Consider the following 16,793-nt stretch of genomic DNA (forward strand, 5'->3'; position numbering starts at 1 on the left):
GCGGTCCGTACTCGGATGTGACGATACGTAAGGAATGACGCTGGGACTCCTCGCGTCAGCCCTGCGGCGCCGAAGTGACCTTCTTGCCCTGGTCGTTCACCGCGAACCACAGGCCCTGCTTGCCCTGCCCCGCGGTGTCGCCGGGCTTCTTGTCGCCCGTGAACCAGTACACCGGCCAGCAGTCGACCGCCAGCTGCTTCGTGCCGTCCGGCCGCGTCACCGTGCTGATCAGCTTGTCGGGCACCCCGCGCACGGCGCTCTTGTCGACGGGCTCAGCCGGCTTCCAGGTGTCCAGGCACGTACCGGTGCAGGCGAACTTCATGGGCCAGGCGCTGTCCTTGTTGAACCGGTACAGCGTACGGCCCTGCCCGTCGACGACGATCTTGCCGAGGGCGGGGTTGTCGGCCACGGAGACACCGGGGGCCTGCGCGTTCGGCTTGTCGCCCTGTGCCCCGCCCTGTTTCTCGCCCTGCGCCTCGCCTTGTTTGCCGCCGCCGGCCTTCTTGCCGTCGGGAGCGAACGCGCTCCACGTGCCCCCGACGCCCTGCCCCTTGGTGTCGCCGGGCGCGGTGTCCTTGGCGTAGCGGTAGACGGGCCACCCCGCCAGGGTGAGCTGCTTGGTGCCGTCGGAGCGCTCCACCTCCCCGACCGCCGCGCCGATCCCGGACGCGGCGGTCGCGTCGCCGGCGGGCACCGGCGGCCAGGCCTTCGCGCAGTCGCCGTCGCACATCGAGGCGGGCGGCTTCGCCGTGTCCTTGTCGAAGCGGTAGAGGGTCATGCCGGTGCTGTCCGCGACGACGGAGCCGATCCCCGGGGCTTCACGCACCGTCATTTCCTTGGCCGGGGCGTTCTTGGCCTGCGTTTGCGAGGAGCCGCCGGAGCCGTAGGAGCCCGCGGAGCCGGACCCGTACCCCTCGCCGATCTTCGAGGAGCTCCCGGCCGGGGCCTTGCCGTAGTCGTCCTTGGCGGACGAACCACCGCCGCCGCAGGCCGCCGTGAGTGCCATGACCGTGATCGCCGCTCCCGCGAGGGAGGCGTGACGCAGCTTGTTCATGAGTCGTCCTTTGCTCGTGTGCCGGCGGCGGTCCGCCGTTGCAGGGGAGATACGGGGCCGGCCCGCCGTACGCTCAGCGGGGCCGGAAACTTGTCATCCGGTGACAGAAATCCGGGGCCGGAAATCCGGTGCCGGAAAGCGGCACCGGGCGTTCAGCCGGCGGCCGCGATGCGCAGGGCGAGGGCCGGGCAGCGCCGTACCGCGCGCAGGGCCCGTCCGCGCATCCGCGCGGGCAGCGGCATCACGGCCCGCTCGGGATAGCCGTCCGCGCCGAGCCGCAGCAGCCCGGGGAGCAGGTCCGCGCACAGGCCGTGCCCGCGGCACAGCGTCCAGTCCACCAGCAGTTGTTCGGCCGGGGCCTGCGCGGAGGAGTCCGTACGGGCACCGGAGACGGCGGTGTGCAGCAGGTCCCCCTCGGGCAGCGGCAGGGCGCCGAGCACCGGGCGGGCACAGCCGTGCCCGAGGGCGTGGGCCGCGAACTCGTCGGCGAAGACCGCGAGGGCCGAGGCCACGAAGCGGGCGCTGCCGTCGGGGTGCCCGCACGCGCCGCGCTGCTCCACGGCGGACATCCGGGCGCGCGCGGCGTCCAGGGCGCGCTGCCCGCCGCCGTCCGCCGCGTCGGCGAGCGCGTCCGCGAGGGAGGGCAGGCCGAGGGCGCACGGCCCGCACTGCCCGGCCGACTGCGCGGCCAGCCACCGGGCCATCCGCACGACCTCGCCCACGGGGCAGGTCGTCTCGGGCAGCGGCAGCACCGCGCCGGCCCCGAGCACGCCGCCGGCCGCGGCGAGCGAGTCGCGCGAGACCGTGGCCGCGCGGGCCGCCTCCGGCGGGAGCCAGCTGCCGTGGTAGCCGCCGACCAGCACGCCCTGGCCCGGCGCGGTCCCGCACAGGTCGAGGATGTACGTCAGGGGAACGCCGGTCGGCGTCTCCACGACGTGGGTGCCCGCCACGGTCAGCATGACGGTGCCGGGCTCGGTGGGCAGCCCGCACGCGCCGTAGCCCGTGGCCCCGAGCCGCGCCGCCGCGGCGAGCTGGGCGAACGTCTCGGTGTTGGAGAGCAGGGTGGGCGCGCCGCCGAGCCCGCTCTCGCTGGTGCGGACCCTGCGCCCGGACGGCAGGGCCGGGCCGCCGTCGAGGCCGCGGACGAGCGCGGAGCTCTCGCCGGTGACGAAGCGCTCGGGCAGCAGCGTCACCTCGGCCTGCGGCCCGGGCCCGCGTTCGGCGAGGGCGCGGCGCACCGACCGCTCGACGTCGGGCCGGGTCACGCCCACGGCCACGCGGTGCGCGCCGAGGGCCTGCGCCGCCATGAACGCGCCGTCGAGGACCATGTGGGGCGCGTAGAGCAGCAGCGCCGTGTCCTTGAGGCAGCCGGGTTCGCCCTCGCTGCCGTTGACGACGACGGACGCCGAAGAGCCCTTGCGGCGCTGCGCCGCGGCCACGGCGCGCAGCTTGCGGGCGAACAGGAAGCCCGCGCCGCCCCGGCCGCGCAGCCCGATCTCCTCGGAGATCTCGGCGAGTTCCTCGGTGTCCGGGCTCGGGGCGGGGCCGTGCACGGCCAGGTGCGCCTCGCGGTCCATCCATGCCGTCTCGTCCAGCCCCGCCAGCAGCCGCGGCGGGCCGACGGTGGCCAGTGCGGGCACGGGCCCGGGTGCGGTGCGGCTCATGACGTGCTCCCGGGGCCGGTGCGCTCCGCGCGTTCCTCGCGCAGCCGTGCCCGCAGGCGCAGCGCCAGCGCGGAGGCCACGCCCGCCAGGCACAGCGCGTACGCCGCCGTGGCCCAGCCGGCCGCGGGCCTGCCCGCGTGCAGGCCGTGCACCAGGGCCGCGCCCCAGGCCGGGTAGGCCGTCATGTGCAGGGCCCGCCACCGGCGCGAGCCGTTCGCGCTGCTGAACGCGCTGCGGAACGCCCCGCTGACGGCCACCGCGACGAAGAGGTAACCCGCCATCGTGCCCAGGCCGATGAGGAGCGGTTGCCCGTTGTCGGTGAACGGAACGGCCGCGGCCGCCGGGCTGGTACGGTCCTCGGCAACCTTGACCCAGATGTGCAGGGCGAGGAAGCCGAGCCCGGCCACGGCCAGCCCGCGGTGCACGCCCTGGGCGAGGAGGCGGTGGGCCGGGCCCAGCAGCCGCCGGCCGGTCGCGGCCAGACCCCACAGGACCGTGGAGGTGAGCGAGACGAGCGCGAGCACTCCCGCGCCGAAGTCGAGGAACTCCTGCGTCCGTTCGGCCACGCCGGCCTGTGCGGCGACGGCGAGGAGCAGCAGGATCGCGGCGGGCAGGGCCGGGCGGGCCGAGGGCCGCGTCTGCGGCCGGCCCCGCGCCCGTCCGGTCCGGCCGGCCCTGCCGGTCCTTGCGGCCCGGGCTCCGGCGGCGGCCCGGGGCCGGCCCCGGGGCCCGCTGCGCGGCCGTGACCGGGGCGGTCGTGACCGCGGACGGAACGGCGGCGGGATGGTTTGCATTCGCGACATGTTCATGCGGGTCTCCGAAAGATGGTCGCCGGTGCTTCCGGCAACCGCCCGTGTTCCTGAGAAATCCGGAAATCCCTCGCATCGGCGTCGTCCGCCGGGAGGGCCCTTGTTGAATTCACACGGTGTGACCGGCCGCCCACCGGAGGTCCGGCGGCCGAATGTGCAGAAGCATCGTCCATCTCCGCAGGATCTTCATAAGGTTTATCGCGCTGTGACAAATTCCCGTACGGCTGTCCCCTCGGCGGCCGCCGACTGCTGATGATGCCCACTCAGGCGAGAGGGACCCGGCCCGCGCATTCCGGTTCCCCGGCCCTCGCGCCCGGTACGGAAGTCCGGAGGTAAGACGATGTGCGAAATCCTGAACCGCATCTGGTCACGGCCGCGCGGCGAGTGGACCCGGGTGGTGAGAAAGGAACTCCCCGCGGTCGCCGCCCAGGTGGTCGAGGAACTCCAGCGAAGTACGCCGGCGTTCTCGGCGGTCTCCCGGCGCATCGGCACGGAAGCGGCGCGGACCGCCGTCGAGCAGGCGCTGCTGCTGACCCTCGGGCTGCGGCCCGCGCCGGACGCGGAGCACCCCCGCATACCGCAGCAGCGGCGAAAACCGGCCCGCGTCGTGACCCCCATGCCCGGCACCCGGGCGCGCCAGGCCCTCTTCGCCGCCCTTGCCGACGACCGGTGCATCCCCGCCGACGTGCTCGCCGAACTCGCCGCCCAGGCGGGCTGGCCGCTGCCGCGCCGCGTCCGGGCCGTCGTCCTCGCCGGCGCCGGCACGGGCGACGCGCCGGTGCCCGCGCCCCACCTCGTGCCCCCGCCGTCCCCGCAGCTCACCTCCCAGCTCGCGGCGGCGCTCGGCCAGGGCCTGCCCGGCACGGTCGAGGCCGACCTGTGCCTGCTGATCCCCGACCCCGGGCCGCGCGCCCGCCCCGCGCTGGAGGCGGCCCTGGACGCGGCGCTCGGCGGCCGCCCGGCCGCCGTCGGCCACTCCGTGCCCGTCGCGGAGGCCGCGGCGTCGCTGCGCTGGGCGCGCCGGCTGCTGGGGCTCGGGGCGGCGGTGTGCGGCCCGGCCGAACGCGTCGCCTTCGTCGACGACCACCTGTCCGACCTGCTGGTGCTTCAGGACGAGTCCCTGGCGCGGGCCCTGTCGGCACGGTGGCTGCGGCCCCTGGACGACCTCACCCCGCGGCAGAGCGAACGCCTGGAAGTGACCCTCCTGGCCTGGCTGGAGAGCGGTGGCGCCCCGGAGGCGGCCCGCACGCTGAACGTGCACCCCCAGACCGTGCGCTACCGCCTCCGTCAGATCGAGAAGCTCTTCGGGCCCGCGATGCGCGAACCGCACAGCCGCTTCGAGCTGGAGCTCGCCCTGCGCAGCCGGCGGCTCATGGCCAGGGCCAGGCTGCTGCGCTCGCGGGCCCACGGCTCCGCCCGGGCCCTCGGTGCCGCCGTCCACCCCATGGGAGCGGCGGGCAGGGCGGCCCGGGTCAACGGCTTGTGAGCTGTGGCGCGGCGCCGCGCCACGGGCACGTGCGGACGCGCCCCGCGCCGGCCGGCGCCGCCGTCGCGGCAGAAAAGACCCGCCGCAACGGCGAGGAGCCGCAGCGGCGGGAGCCCGGCGGAAGGTCGGCCGGCCGCGACCGGAGACCCGGCTGATCCGCCGGAAGGGCGTACGGCGGCCCCGAATCCGGCAGTTCGGGGCCGCCGCCTTCCCGGCGCGGGGTGCAGTGGGGGGTGGGCGCACCCGCGCCGGGGGCCTGGGGAGCGTCAGCAGGTACGGCCGGAGTTGATGCAGGACGCGGCCTTCGCCATCAGGGAGTCCGGCATCACGTTGATGAAGTCGCCGTGGTCGGTGACGGGCTTGTGCAACTGCTCGGGGAAGCTGTCCACGGCGAACGGGACACCCGCCGGCACGTCGTAGGCGATGCGCTGCACCAGCTGCGGGATCGCCCGGAAGCCGCGCGGGCACGAGCCGTCCGCGCGGGCGAACGCGACGTGGGTGCGGTGGTTGGCGCTGTCGGTGCTGCGCCCGTCCCAGCAGTTCTGGAAGGCGAAGGTACGGACCACCTTCGAGCCGTTCGGGCAGATCGGGTATTTGTCCTTCAGCTGCCGGTTCTCGAAGCCGGTGCAACTCCACGAGGCATTCGCGTTGGCGAGTCCGTTCGTGAGCGCTTTGGCATCTCCCGTGATGATGCGGAGGAATCGCGGCATCGCGGTCACTTTCGTCACCGGACTGCCCCGGAACTGGAGGGTCACGGACGCGGGCCGCAGGATGGTCCCCATGTTCCCGTCGTGCCCGCCGCCGGGCGCATTCGCGTCCGGTGCGGCCTTTCCGTTCAGGACGCGCAGCACCGGCCAGTAGTGCGTCGACTTGTCCCCGTTGGCGCAGGTCGTGCCCGCGGCGGCGAGGCTCGCGTCGGTGGAAAAGGCGTCGGTGGATTTGTTGCCCACGTAATCGTGCATATGGTGCGCGCCGTTGCGCACCCCGGGCGTCACGATGACGTTGTCGGGGTTGAAGTGGCCATTCTCATTGCGCCCGCAAACCGTGGTGAAGGTGCCGGTCGACCCGGCCCGGCCGGTGGCGGGGGTGCGCTTCGCGGCGGGGGCGTTCCTGATGTCGGCGAAGTCGGCGCGGGACGGGCCGCCCGGCATGCCCCGGTCGCCCAGCCGGGAGCTGAGGGTCCGGGAGGAGTCGTCGGCCGCGGCCGTGCTGACCTCGCTGGTGGTGCAGCGGCTCAGCCCGGTGAGCCCGTCCGTGGCGGAGCCGGCGTTCCCCGCGGCGCGCATGGAGCCGGCGATGCGGCCTATGGTCTCGGTGCGCTGCTGCTGGAGGTCGCCGAGCACCGTGTCCGTGCCCGCACCCGCGTCCGCATCCGCGTTCGCCCCGCCGTGGCCGCCGGCGCCGTGGCCGGCCCCCGTCAGCCGCCCGTAGGCCCGGGCCACCTGGGCGTCGAGCTGGGACAGCCCCCGGGAGACGTCGGGCTGCGCGGCGGCGGGGACGTCCCGCAGCCGGTCACCGACGTCGGGGCAGGAGATGGTCATGGCCGTCGCCGTCTGCCCGGCGCTCTGCTGCGTGCTTCTGCCGGCGTCCCGGGCGCCGCGGGCCGAGGCGTAGTCGGCGACGATCGCCGTACCGCCTCCGCCGAGCAGCAGCGCCGCGGCCGCGACCACCGCCCGGGTCCTCAGCTTCGAGCGTTTGTGGGCCTGTCGCATCATGTGGGGTCACTTCTTTTCGTTGTCGCCTGGGTGGGGGAAGTCGACGAGTCCGGTGTTCTCGAGGACGGTGATGTGGTCGAGGACGACGGTGTTGGCGCGCGTCGCCAGGGCCCGTACCAGCGCGTTGGAGGTGCGGTCGCGCACGAGGGCCACCAGGCCGAAGACCTTGCCGTGGGCCGCGCGCACGAGGTTCGCGAAGATCCGGTCGAAGGCCGCGCCCCGGGAGCCCTGCAACTGGTCCAGCCAGCCCTGCTGTTCGGCGCTCGGCCGCTCCGGCAGGCTCACGCCCAGGGCGCGGGCCGTGTCCGCGGACCGCTGGTCGAGCTCGGTGTGACCGTCCACGAGGTGCTCGCCGGCCATCCGCACGGCGTCCGTGGTGCCGCGCTCCAGGGCGAGCTTCCCCGCGGGCTTCTCCCAGAGCCCGGCCAGGCGGACCCGCCGGACGAAGTCCCGGTCCAGCGCCGTCAGCGGCCCCGACGGCGTCTGCCGGGTGCCCTCGCCGTCGTCGGTCCACGCGGTGCGCGCACTGGCCGACGCGGTCCCGGCGCCACCGAAGAGGTACACGGGGATCAGCAGCGCCAGCAGGGTCGCGGCGAGGGAGAAGACCACGAGCCCGGTCCCGAGGGTCCGCCGGGACGCGGGCGACAGCGCCCGCAGGGAGGACACGGACCGCAAGGGGCGTACGGATCGCAGGGGACGTACCGGTCGCATGGCACCTTCTTCGCTCGACTCGGCTGCCGGAACGCCCACGGACGCTAACCGCCGCGGGAGCGCGGCGGACGAGGATTCGCACCGGGTGACAAACCCCCGTTCCCGGCGCCCGCACGCTGCTACCGTTCCGCGCGCGCAGGGTGCCGCACGCCGGCCGGGCCTCCCCGGGCTCACGAAGACGAGGGCCGTCGCCTCGGCGACGACCCTCGTGTGCTGTGGCGCTTAAAGCTCGACGAGGGCCTGAACCGGGAGGTGGTCGCTCGGGAAACGGCCGTCGAGGGAGTACGTGTTGATGCCGGCGTGCAGCGTACGGACCGACGGGGACGCCAGGATCCAGTCGATGCGGTCGCCGTCCGGGACCAGCGGCCGGTAGCCGTGGAACGTCGCGTACTGCGGGCCGCGCTCGGCGGCGGTGTCCCACGTGTCGGCCAGGGCCCCGCCGGCGAGCAGCGCGTCGTAGACGGGGTTGCCGTGGGCCGGGACGTTGAAGTCGCCCGTGACGATGCGGGGGAGCGCCGGGTCCAGGGCCCGCAGTCGCTCGGCGATCAGCTCCGCGCTGCGCTCCCGCGCGTACTGGTGGGCGTGGTCGAGGTGGGTGTTGAGGAGGTAGCACCCCTTGCCGGTGTGCCGGTCCGTGAAGCGGATCCAGCTCGCCATCCGGACGACGGTGTTTCCCCAGGTGGCCGAGCCGATGAGGGACGGGGTGGCGGACAGCCAGAAGTGGTCGAACTCCTCCGGCGCGAGCCGCAGCGTGTCGTAGAAGACGGCCCCGAACTCGTCGTGGCTGCCGCCGTGCCGGCCCAGCCCGAGCCAGGCGTAGCGGGGGCCGAGGTCCTCGGCGATGTCGCGCAGCTGCCGGTGCAGGCCCTCCTGGGTCCCCAGCAGGTGGGGCCTCTCGTGGCGCAGGAGCCGCCGCATCACGGGCCGGCGCTGCGACCACGGGTGGGGGTCGGTCTCCGAGGCGTACCGCAGGTTGAACGTCATCACGCGCAGTCCCCACCGGTGGGGGTGCGGAACAGGGGCAGGCATGGCGCCTCCTGATCGGGAAGGCCGTCCGGGAAGGTCCGGAACGTCCCGGAGGATCCTCCCGGGGCGCGCCCGCACGGGCAAGGAGCGGGGCGGCACTGGCCGGTGGATCTCGTGACGCGCGTTACTGCGGCCCCGGTGCCGGTGGTGCTTACTGTGATCGACCCTTGGTGCTCACTGTGACTGCCCGTCATCATCAGGAGCCTGCCGGAAGGATGTGCCCATGCCGTACGCCGGGACCGCGGACGGGATCCGCATCGCCTATCAGGCCGAAGGGGACGGGACCCCGCTCGTCCTGCTGGCGGGCCAGGCCAACAACCACCACTGGTGGGACGGCATTCGCGGCGACTTCCGGGCCGCGCACCGCACCGTCACCCTCGACTACCGCGGCACGGGCGGGAGCGACAAGCCCGACGAGCCGTACAGCACCGAGGGGTTCGCGCGGGACGTGATCGCGGTTCTCGACGCCCTCGGCATCGAGCGCGCCCACGTCTACGGCACCTCCATGGGCGGGCGCGTCGCCCAGCAGCTCGCCGTCCGGCACCCGGACAGGGTCCGCGCCCTGGTCCTCGGCTGTACGTCGCCGGGCGGCCCGCACGCGGTCGAGCGCGGCGACGACGTCCGCAGGTCCCTGGCCCGGCCCGGGCCCGCGGCGGGGCAGGCGCTGCGTGCCCTGATGTACACCCCCGCCTGGCCCGCGGCCCACGGCGGCCCCTCCGGCGTGCTCGGCGATCCGGACATGCCCGCGTACGCCCGGCGCCGCCACTTGGCCGCCAGCAACGGGCACGACACCTGGGACGCGCTGCCCGGCATCTCCGCGCCCACGCTGGTGGTGCACGGCGGCGACGACATCCTCAACCCCGCCGCGAACGCCCGGCTCCTCGCGGACCGCATCCCGGGCGCCCGGCTGCACGTGATCCCCGGCGCGCGGCACGCCTACTTCGAGGAGTTCCGCGCGGTGGCGAGCCCGCTGGTGCTGGACTTCCTCGCGGAGTGCGAACGCGGCGAGTGAGGCGGCGGTCCGGCATCAGGCCGGTGCGCCCGGGACGGCGGCGCCCGGGCTAGTCCCGCGGGCGGCGGCCGAAGTGCACCGTCTTCGCGACCAGCAGGAACAGGTCGGGCCGGTGGTCGATCCCCGCGGGATCGGCCGGATCGAGCAGCCGGTCCAGCGTCGCCACGTCCTCGGCGTCCAGCGCCTCGGCGGCCATGCGGCGCTGCCGCTCCAGCATCTGCCGCAGGAACTGCCGCGTCCCCTCGTCCAGGGGCGCCGGCCGGTCCACGAGGAAGGTCCTGCTCCGCACCTCGGTCAGGCCGGCCGCCCGCAGCATCTCCGACCAGTTCTCGGTCACCGCCACGGACCCGGGCAGCTCCTCGCGCATCCGGGCGAAGCGGTCCGCCATCGCCGCGTCCAGCCGGCTGTGCAGGTCCGGCCGTCCGAAGCCGGGGTCGCGCGGCAGGCACCGGGCCGGCAGCCCGCCCTCGACGACGGCCAGCACGCCGCCGGGCGCGAGCAGCCCGGCGAGCCGGTCCAGGGCGCCCTGCTGGTCGCCGACGTGGTGGACCACCTGCCCGGACCACACCAGGTCCGCGGTCCCCAGGCCGGCGAGCCCCGCCGGGAACTCCGCCGCCCGCGTTCCCAGCCGGACCCCGAGCCGCGCGGCCCGCTTCTCCGCCAGGGCCAGCAGCTCCGGGGAGCCGTCGACCGCGACGACCTCGGCCCGCGGGAACACCGACGCGAGCCGGCAGGCCGCGACCCCCGGGCCGCTGCCGACGTCCAGGATCCGCCCCGGCGCCGGAACCAGCCGCTCCAGCTCCTCGAAGGCCTGCTGCACGTAGGGGCTGTGGGCCTCGCCCTCGAGCTCCAGCATGCCCGCCAGCGCGGTCCAGTCGAAGTCGTTCGTCTCGTGCGCCATCTCATCAGCTCCGTAGCGTCGCGTTCGCCTGTGGTGTCGTGCCCGTGCTTGCGCTCGTGCCCTCCGGCGCAGACTGTGCGGCCGGACCGGACTCCTTGACAAACCTTGTTGCTGTTTCTGCAATAGGGGGATGGAAGAAGTGCTCGCCGCCGTAGGGCCGCGGCTGAGGCGGATCCGCCGGCAGCGCCAGTGCACCCTCGCCGCGCTGTCCGAAGCCACCGGGATCTCCGTCAGCACGCTGTCCCGGCTGGAGTCCGGGCAGCGGAAGCCGAGCCTGGAGCTGCTGCTGCCGATCGCGCACGCCCACCAGGTGCCCCTCGACGAGCTGGTCGGCGCGCCCCCGGTCGGCGACCCGCGGGTCCGCCTGAAGCCGGTCCGGCGCGGAGACTCGACCGTCGTGCCGCTGACCCAGCAGCCGGGCGGGCTCCAGGCCTTCAAGATGGTCATCGGCCCCACCCGCAGCACGCCCGAGCCGCGCACCCACGAGGGCTACGAGTGGATGTACGTGCTCAGCGGCCGGCTGCGGCTGGTGCTCGCCGACCACGACATCGTGCTCCAGCCGGGAGAGGTCGCCGAGTTCGACACCCGCCTGCCGCACTGGTTCGGCTCCACGGGGGACGCCCCGGTGGAGGTCATCAGCGTGTTCGGCCCGCAGGGCGAGCGCATGCACGTGCGCGCCAAGCCGTCGGACGGGACCTGACCCTCGGACGGGACGCGATATTCGGGCGGGATCTGACACTCGCTCAAAAATCCTGTTGCCGCACGCGGACCTCCCTGGCGATGTTGTGGGCTGCCGCCCTTGTGCCCATCCCCGGAGACCTCCCGTGCCCGAAGCTCCTCCCGCCGCCCGGCCCGCGCAGCGCACCCGCTACCTCGCCGACCTCACCCCCCTGCGCCGCTCCGCGGACTTCCGCCGCCTGTGGGCCGGGAACACCGTGTCCTGGGTGGGCCAGCAGATGACCGCCCTCGCGGTCTCCTTGCAGGTCTACGCGATCACCGGCTCCACGTTCTCCGTGGGCCTGGTCGGCCTGTGCTCCCTCGTCCCGCTGATAGCCGCCGGCCTGTACGGCGGGGCCGTCGCCGACACCGTCGACCGCCGGACCCTCGGCCTGGCCAGCGCGTCCGGCGCCACGCTGATGTCCGTCGTGCTGGCCGCCGCCGCGCTGCTCGACCTGCGGCAGGTGTGGCTGCTCTACACCGTCGTCGCCCTCCAGTCCGTCTGCTTCGCCATGAACAGCCCCGCCCGCAGCGCGATGATCCCCAAGCTCCTGCCCCCGGAGCAGCTTCCCGCGGCCAACGCCCTGACCTCGCTGACCACCAATCTCGGCCTCATGGGCGGCCCCATGCTCGGCGGCGCCGTCGTCGGCCTCTGGGGGTTCCAGGCCGCCTACCTGGTCGACGTGGTCTCCTTCGCCTTCGCCCTCTACGCGATGTGGCGCCTGCCCTCCATGCGCCCCGAGAAGGACGGCGGCCGGCCGGGGCAGGGCCGCGCCTCCGTACGGGGCGGCCTGCGCTTCCTCGTCACCCGCCCCAACCTGCGCATCACCTTCCTCGCCGACCTGGCCGCCATGGTCCTGGCCCAGCCCAGAGCGCTCTTCCCGGCCATCGCCGGGCTCTGGTACGGCGGCGACACGAAGACCGTCGGCCTGCTCGTCGCCGCGCCCGCCGTCGGGGCGGTGCTCGGCGGGCTGTTCTCCGGCTGGCTCGGCCGCATCCACCGGCACGGGCTCGCCGTGCTGCTCTCCGTCGGCGCCTGGGGCACCGCCGTCACCGTCTTCGGCCTGAGCCGCAACCTCTGGCTCGGCCTGTTCTTCCTCGGGCTCGCCGGGTGCGCCGACAGCATCTCGGCGGTCTTCCGCACCACCATGCTCCAGGCGGCCACGCCCGACGACATGCGGGGCCGCCTCCAGGGCGTCTTCATCGTCGTCGTCGCGGGCGGCCCGAGGCTGGGCGACTTCCTCGCGGGCTCCGCCGCGGACCTCGCCTCACCGGCCTGGGCGGTCGTCGGCGGCGGCCTCGCCTGCGTGGCGGCGACCGCGCTCATCGCGGCCCAGTGGCGCAACTTCGCCCGCTACGACGCGCGCTCACCGCAGCCGTAGGGCGCTGCCCGGCGCCCGGGCGGGGTGAGCCCGGCCGGGCGGGGCGCGCGGGCAGAGGTCAGCCTCGCCCCCGTACCAGCAGGCTTCCCAGTTCTGTCCGGCGGTGCAGTACTGCTCTTCCCGCGCGCTCCGACGTGATCAGGCCAGCGCCGCGTAGCGCGGCGGCGTGTGCGGAGGCGGTGGCGTTGCTGACGCCGAGACGCCTCGCCAGGCCGGTCGTGGTGTGCTCCTCCGCCAGTGCGGTCAAGGCGTCGACGCGGGTCCGCCCGAGCACCTCGGCCAGTGCACCGTCCCTGTCGCCCGCCCCCTCCGGGGAGAGGGGCAGCCCCGGGCCCGCCGCGTAGCTCAGGACCAGGGGCCGGCCGGGCAGGCCGGCTACGAGCGGGTGGCCGGTCCACTGGAACGCGGGCAGGAGCAGCACGCCCCGGCCGTGCAGCGCGAGCTCCCGCTCGACGGGTGCCGCGAGCTCCCAGACGTCCCCGCGCAGCCGGCTGCCGGGCACGAGCGTGGTGAGGGCCGTGCCGACGCCGTGCTCGGCGACGGCCAGGGCGTACCGGGTGAACTCCGCCCGGTGCAGGTCCTGCACGAGGGGCCACACGGGCCGCACGGCCGTCTCGAAGGCCGCGTGCTGGGCGCGCCGGAGGACCTGCCAGGCGCCGGCGTCGCCCCGGTGCAGGTCGCGGATCCACGGCGGGGGCGGCGCCGGGTGCCCGGCGTACACGCGCTCCAGTTCCGCGCGGACCAGGCCCGGGGGAGCGGCCCGTACAGCATCCGGGCCGTCCTCCGACGCGCTGCCCGCCTCGTCGCCGAACTCGTCGAGGAAGAGCGGCGCCCCGGCCGGAGTGACCAGGTCCCCCAGGGGCTCCACCGCGGCCGGCAGGGAGCGGAGCAGCCGCTGCCGCCAGCGGCCGAAGAGCAGGTGGTCGTCGCCGCGGAACAGCATCATGAAGGCCGTGTTGAGGGCCTGGAGCGGCACGGGTTGCGGCGCGAACCGGACGCGCGCGAAGTCGCCGGCCGAGAAACGGATCCGTATCACTGCCCCCCCCCGCAGACATCCCCGCAGACATTCCCGCCATCGTTTCGGGCAGAGCCTGAACCTTCGACCGCGGCCCCGCCGGGAACCAGCATGCAGGGCGTGCCCCCGAGCACAAGCACCGAGATCACCACGCCTGCAAAGGGAGACCCATGCTGCGCCATCCTGCCGACCGGCGGACCGTCATCACCTCGGCCCTGGCCGCCACCGCCGGAGCCCTTCTCGCGGGCGGCGCCGCCGGCCCCGCCGCCGCGCGGGCGCGGACGACCGCGGACGGCGTCACCCTGCGCCTGCCGGCCCCCACGGGCCCGTACCGTACCGGAGCCGCCGCCCTCTACCTGGTCGACCGCTCGCGGCGCGACCCCCTGGAGCCGCGGATCCCCGTCCGCGAGGTGATGGCCACCGTGTTCTACCCGGCCCGCACCGTACGCGATCGCCCCCGCGCACCGCAGATGACCGCGGGCGCCGCCGCGGACTTCGGCGCGGACGGCCGCAGGAGCCACCCGGAGCTCCCGGCGTCCGGCGTCGACTGGGCGGCCACCACGACCCGGTCCCGTACGGGCGCCCCCGCGGACGCCGCGCGCCGCAGGCCCGTCCTGCTGTACAGCCCGGGAGGCGGCGACCCGCGCACCATGGGCACCGGCGCCGCGGAGGAACTGGCGAGCCACGGCTACGTCGTGGTGACCGTCGACCACCCGGGCGACGCCTGCGAAGTGGAGTTCCCCGTCACCATGACCGGCCGGGACACCGTCCGCCCGACGGTCCTGCGCTACGACCCGAGGACGGCCCCGGCCCTCTTCCGCACCCTGATCGACACACGGGTCGCCGACCTCCGGTTCGTCCTGGACCGGATGGCGGCCCTGGCGGCGGGGCGCAACCCGGACGCGGCAGGACGCCCCCTGCCCGAACACCTCGGCCGGGCGCTGGACCTGCGTAGCGTCGGCGCCTACGGACACTCGGCCGGCGGGACGGCCGTGACGCAGGCGATGTACCAGGACCGGCGCATCGGCGCGGCGGTCAACCTGGAGGGCTACCTGGACCGAGCGCCGGAGACGCCCGGCGGGGAAGGGGAGCTGTACCCGGTCGCCCGCTACGGTACGGACCGGCCGCTGCTCCTGCTGGGCACGGACGGCTTCCAGGACCGCAAGGGGCTGGAGCACTCGTGGCCGGCCGTGCTCGCCCACTCGCGGGGACGCGCCTGCCGCCGGCAGCTCGACCGCGCCGCGCACTGGGTCTTCACCGACTACGCCGCCCTGGTACCGCAGTTGCAGGCCGCAGGGCTGGTCACGGCGGCCGACCGCGCGAAGATGGTCGGCACGGCCTCCCCGGCCGTCTCGGTACCGGCGGTCCGCCACCACTTGCGCGCGTTCTTCGCCCGGCACCTGCCGACGCACTGATCTGACCGGCGCACTGAGCCGAGCGGGCACGGCGACTCGCGGCGCGCGGCTCACGGCCGCTCACAGCTGATGGGCCGTCAGCGCGTGGACCAGCTCGACGCGGGAGCGGATCCCGAGCGCGGCGAAGACGTTGCGCAGGTGGTGGTCGACCGTCCGGGGGCTGACGGCGAGGAGGGCCGCGACCTCGCGGTTCGTGCGGCCCTCCGCGACGTGCCGGGCCACCCGCAGCTGCTGCGGGGTGAGCGAGGCCGCGGGCCGGGGCCGGTCGCCCGGTTCGGCCTGCCCGGCGGCGCGCATCTCGTCGCGGGCCCGCTCCGCCCACACCCCGGCCCCGCACGCCTCGAAGAGCAGCATCGCGCCCCGCAGGTGCGCGCGGGCGTCCGCGGGCCGGCGCAGCCGCCGCAGCGCCATGCCGTACGCCAGCTTCGTACGGGCCTGGGCGAACTCGGAGCCCACGCGCTCCACCAGCGCCAGCGCCCGGCCGAAGCACGGGTCCGCGGCGGCGGGTGCCGCGGTGACCGCCAGCACGGCCCGGCAGTGCAGGGCCGTGGCCCGGGAAGGCCGGTCGCCGGTCACCTCCGCCCACTCCTCCAGGGTCCGCAGGATCAGCCGCGCCTGGCGGCAGGCCCGCTTCCGCGCCGGGCCCGGGAGTTCGGCGACGGCGAGGGCGATGGCCTCCACGAAGGAGGGGATCACCCGCAGGCGCCACGCGAAGTGGTGGACCCCGGACTCCCCGAGGACCAGGGGGCGCAGCAGCTCGACGGCCGCCCGCGGCCGCTGCTGCGCGAGGTCCAGCCGGCCCAGGCTCCACGTGGCCAGCAGGGCGGGGACCATCAAGCCGTGGGCCTGGGCCGTGCCGAGCGCCCGCCGGGCGTGGTCGCGGCAGGCGGCGGCGTCCCCGCGTACCGCCGCGGCCATGGCGAGCGTCCCGTGCAACTGGGCCGCGGTGTTGTGGCGGCCGTCGGCGACGGCGGCCCGGAGGCCCCGCTCGGCGAGGGCCCCGGCGCGGACGTGGTTGTCGGCGACGAGCTCGACGAGCGCGAGCAGGCCGAGGAGCTCCGGCACCGCCCGCTGCCCTCCGGCCGCGCGGGCCAGGGCCCGGCCGGCGAGGTCCCGCGCGTGCGCCACCTCGCCCAGCATCAGGGCGGCGCGGCAGGCCAGGACGGGCGTGGCCGGGTGCCCGTCGGCGGCGGCCGCGCCGCGGCGGGACGCCGCCCGGAGCGCGGGGACGGACCGGGCGTGATCGCAGCGCAGGGCGGCCGCGATGCCCCGGAAGTAGTCGCGCACCGCCTCGGGCGCGGCGCCGTGACCGCCGATGCGCAAGGCCGCGTCCGCGTATCCCGCGCCGTCACCGGCCGTCCAGCTCGCTTCCGCGGCGTGCAGGAGGGCGGTGAGTTCGTCGCCGGGGCGGTCCGCGTGCCGGTACAGCGCGGCGGCGAGGTGCAGTGCTTCCCGCGCGTCGATCACTTCGCCCGCGCGCAAGGACCGGAGGCCGCGGGTCAGTTCGGTCTGCCCGCCGGCGGCGGAGAGGGCCTTCCGGCGGAGGGAGAGGGCGCGCAACGCCGCCGCACGCCAGGGGAGTCCGGCGCGCCGGGCGTGGTCCGCGGCCGCGGCCAGGCGCCGGGCGCGGGCACCGTCGTCGTCCGCGCGCTCGGCGGCCCGCGCGAGCGCGGACGCGCACCGGACGTGCAGGCGCCGCGTCCGGCCCGCCGTGCCTGTCGTGTCCGCCGTGCCTGTTGTGCCCACTGCGCCCGCCGTGCCGGTGCGGCGGGAGCCGGGCTGGGGGTCGCGCACGAGGGCTCCTCCTCGGTGCGGGGCGTTGCCAGCAAGTTACCCGTAAGTAAAACCGTTGGGTAGGCCGCTGGGAGAGCCGGTCACCGCAAAGG

General features: G+C 75.5%; 14 protein-coding genes. 5 read left to right on the top strand and 9 right to left on the bottom strand.

The features are described 5' to 3' along the window. Positions 1–55: 55 nt before the first annotated feature. The 3 genes from D7231_RS22580 to D7231_RS22590 all read right to left on the bottom strand — a co-directional run bounded on the left by D7231_RS22580 (position 56) and on the right by D7231_RS22590 (position 3,284). Positions 56–1,054: an SCO0930 family lipoprotein gene (locus tag D7231_RS22580; protein ID WP_120757329.1), complete on the bottom strand. Its 999-nt coding sequence runs from the start codon at positions 1,052–1,054 to the stop codon at positions 56–58. 152 nt (positions 1,055–1,206) lie between these two features. After that, the gene (locus D7231_RS22585; RefSeq protein ID WP_120757330.1) at positions 1,207–2,718 is read right to left on the bottom strand and encodes an NADH-quinone oxidoreductase subunit NuoF family protein; all 1,512 of its coding nucleotides are present in this window, start codon (positions 2,716–2,718) and stop codon (positions 1,207–1,209) included. Beyond that, a complete protein-coding gene (locus tag D7231_RS22590; RefSeq protein WP_241999859.1) occupies positions 2,715–3,284 on the bottom strand; it encodes a hypothetical protein in 570 nt (189 codons plus the stop codon). The genes D7231_RS22585 and D7231_RS22590 overlap by 4 nt, the downstream gene beginning before the upstream one ends. A 583-nt stretch (positions 3,285–3,867) precedes the next feature. On the opposite strand from D7231_RS22590, the gene D7231_RS22595 reads away from it, so the two are divergent. Then, the gene (locus D7231_RS22595; protein ID WP_120757331.1) at positions 3,868–5,013 is read left to right on the top strand and encodes a PucR family transcriptional regulator; all 1,146 of its coding nucleotides are present in this window, start codon (positions 3,868–3,870) and stop codon (positions 5,011–5,013) included. Between the two features lie 266 nt (positions 5,014–5,279). On the opposite strand, the gene D7231_RS22600 is transcribed toward D7231_RS22595, so the two are convergent. The 3 genes from D7231_RS22600 to D7231_RS22610 form a co-directional block, all read right to left on the bottom strand. Next, a complete protein-coding gene (locus tag D7231_RS22600) occupies positions 5,280–6,728 on the bottom strand; it encodes a DUF1996 domain-containing protein (RefSeq protein ID WP_120757332.1) in 1,449 nt (482 codons plus the stop codon). A 6-nt stretch (positions 6,729–6,734) separates the two neighbouring features. Next, positions 6,735–7,439 carry a DUF4142 domain-containing protein gene (locus D7231_RS22605; protein WP_120757333.1) on the bottom strand — a complete coding sequence of 235 codons (705 nt, stop codon included), beginning with the start codon at positions 7,437–7,439 and terminating at the stop codon, positions 6,735–6,737. A 222-nt stretch (positions 7,440–7,661) separates the two neighbouring features. Continuing rightward, entirely contained in the window at positions 7,662–8,468 is an 807-nt protein-coding gene (locus D7231_RS22610) for an endonuclease/exonuclease/phosphatase family protein (RefSeq protein WP_120757334.1), read from the bottom strand. A 220-nt stretch (positions 8,469–8,688) separates the two neighbouring features. On the opposite strand from D7231_RS22610, the gene D7231_RS22615 reads away from it, so the two are divergent. Beyond that, on the top strand, positions 8,689–9,477 hold the full coding sequence (locus D7231_RS22615; protein WP_120757335.1) for an alpha/beta fold hydrolase: 789 nt from the start codon (positions 8,689–8,691) through the stop codon (positions 9,475–9,477). A gap of 49 nt (positions 9,478–9,526) precedes the next feature. Here D7231_RS22615 and D7231_RS22620 read toward each other — a convergent pair whose 3' ends face one another. Then, the gene (locus D7231_RS22620) at positions 9,527–10,378 is read right to left on the bottom strand and encodes a class I SAM-dependent methyltransferase (RefSeq protein ID WP_120757336.1); all 852 of its coding nucleotides are present in this window, start codon (positions 10,376–10,378) and stop codon (positions 9,527–9,529) included. A 130-nt stretch (positions 10,379–10,508) separates the two neighbouring features. Here D7231_RS22620 and D7231_RS22625 point away from each other — a divergent pair, with 130 nt between their 5' ends. Together D7231_RS22625 and D7231_RS22630 are read left to right on the top strand one after the other, a co-directional pair. After that, a complete protein-coding gene (locus tag D7231_RS22625; RefSeq protein ID WP_120757337.1) occupies positions 10,509–11,078 on the top strand; it encodes a helix-turn-helix domain-containing protein in 570 nt (189 codons plus the stop codon). Between the two features lie 124 nt (positions 11,079–11,202). Beyond that, positions 11,203–12,477 carry an MFS transporter gene (locus D7231_RS22630; RefSeq protein WP_241999860.1) on the top strand — a complete coding sequence of 425 codons (1,275 nt, stop codon included), beginning with the start codon at positions 11,203–11,205 and terminating at the stop codon, positions 12,475–12,477. Positions 12,478–12,535: 58 nt separating this feature from the next. Here the strand turns inward: D7231_RS22630 and D7231_RS22635 are convergent, their stop codons facing one another. Beyond that, positions 12,536–13,513: an ArsR family transcriptional regulator gene (locus tag D7231_RS22635; protein ID WP_120757339.1), complete on the bottom strand. Its 978-nt coding sequence runs from the start codon at positions 13,511–13,513 to the stop codon at positions 12,536–12,538. 149 nt (positions 13,514–13,662) lie between these two features. On the opposite strand from D7231_RS22635, the gene D7231_RS22640 reads away from it, so the two are divergent. Then, positions 13,663–14,907 carry an alpha/beta hydrolase gene (locus tag D7231_RS22640; protein WP_120757340.1) on the top strand — a complete coding sequence of 415 codons (1,245 nt, stop codon included), beginning with the start codon at positions 13,663–13,665 and terminating at the stop codon, positions 14,905–14,907. A 60-nt stretch (positions 14,908–14,967) separates the two neighbouring features. Here D7231_RS22640 and D7231_RS22645 read toward each other — a convergent pair whose 3' ends face one another. Further along, on the bottom strand, positions 14,968–16,701 hold the full coding sequence (locus D7231_RS22645) for a helix-turn-helix domain-containing protein (protein ID WP_120757341.1): 1,734 nt from the start codon (positions 16,699–16,701) through the stop codon (positions 14,968–14,970). Positions 16,702–16,793: the final 92 nt, after the last annotated feature.

The sequence above is a fragment of the Streptomyces klenkii genome, assembly GCF_003626645.1.
GTDB classification, from domain to species: Bacteria; Actinomycetota; Actinomycetes; order Streptomycetales; family Streptomycetaceae; genus Streptomyces; species Streptomyces klenkii.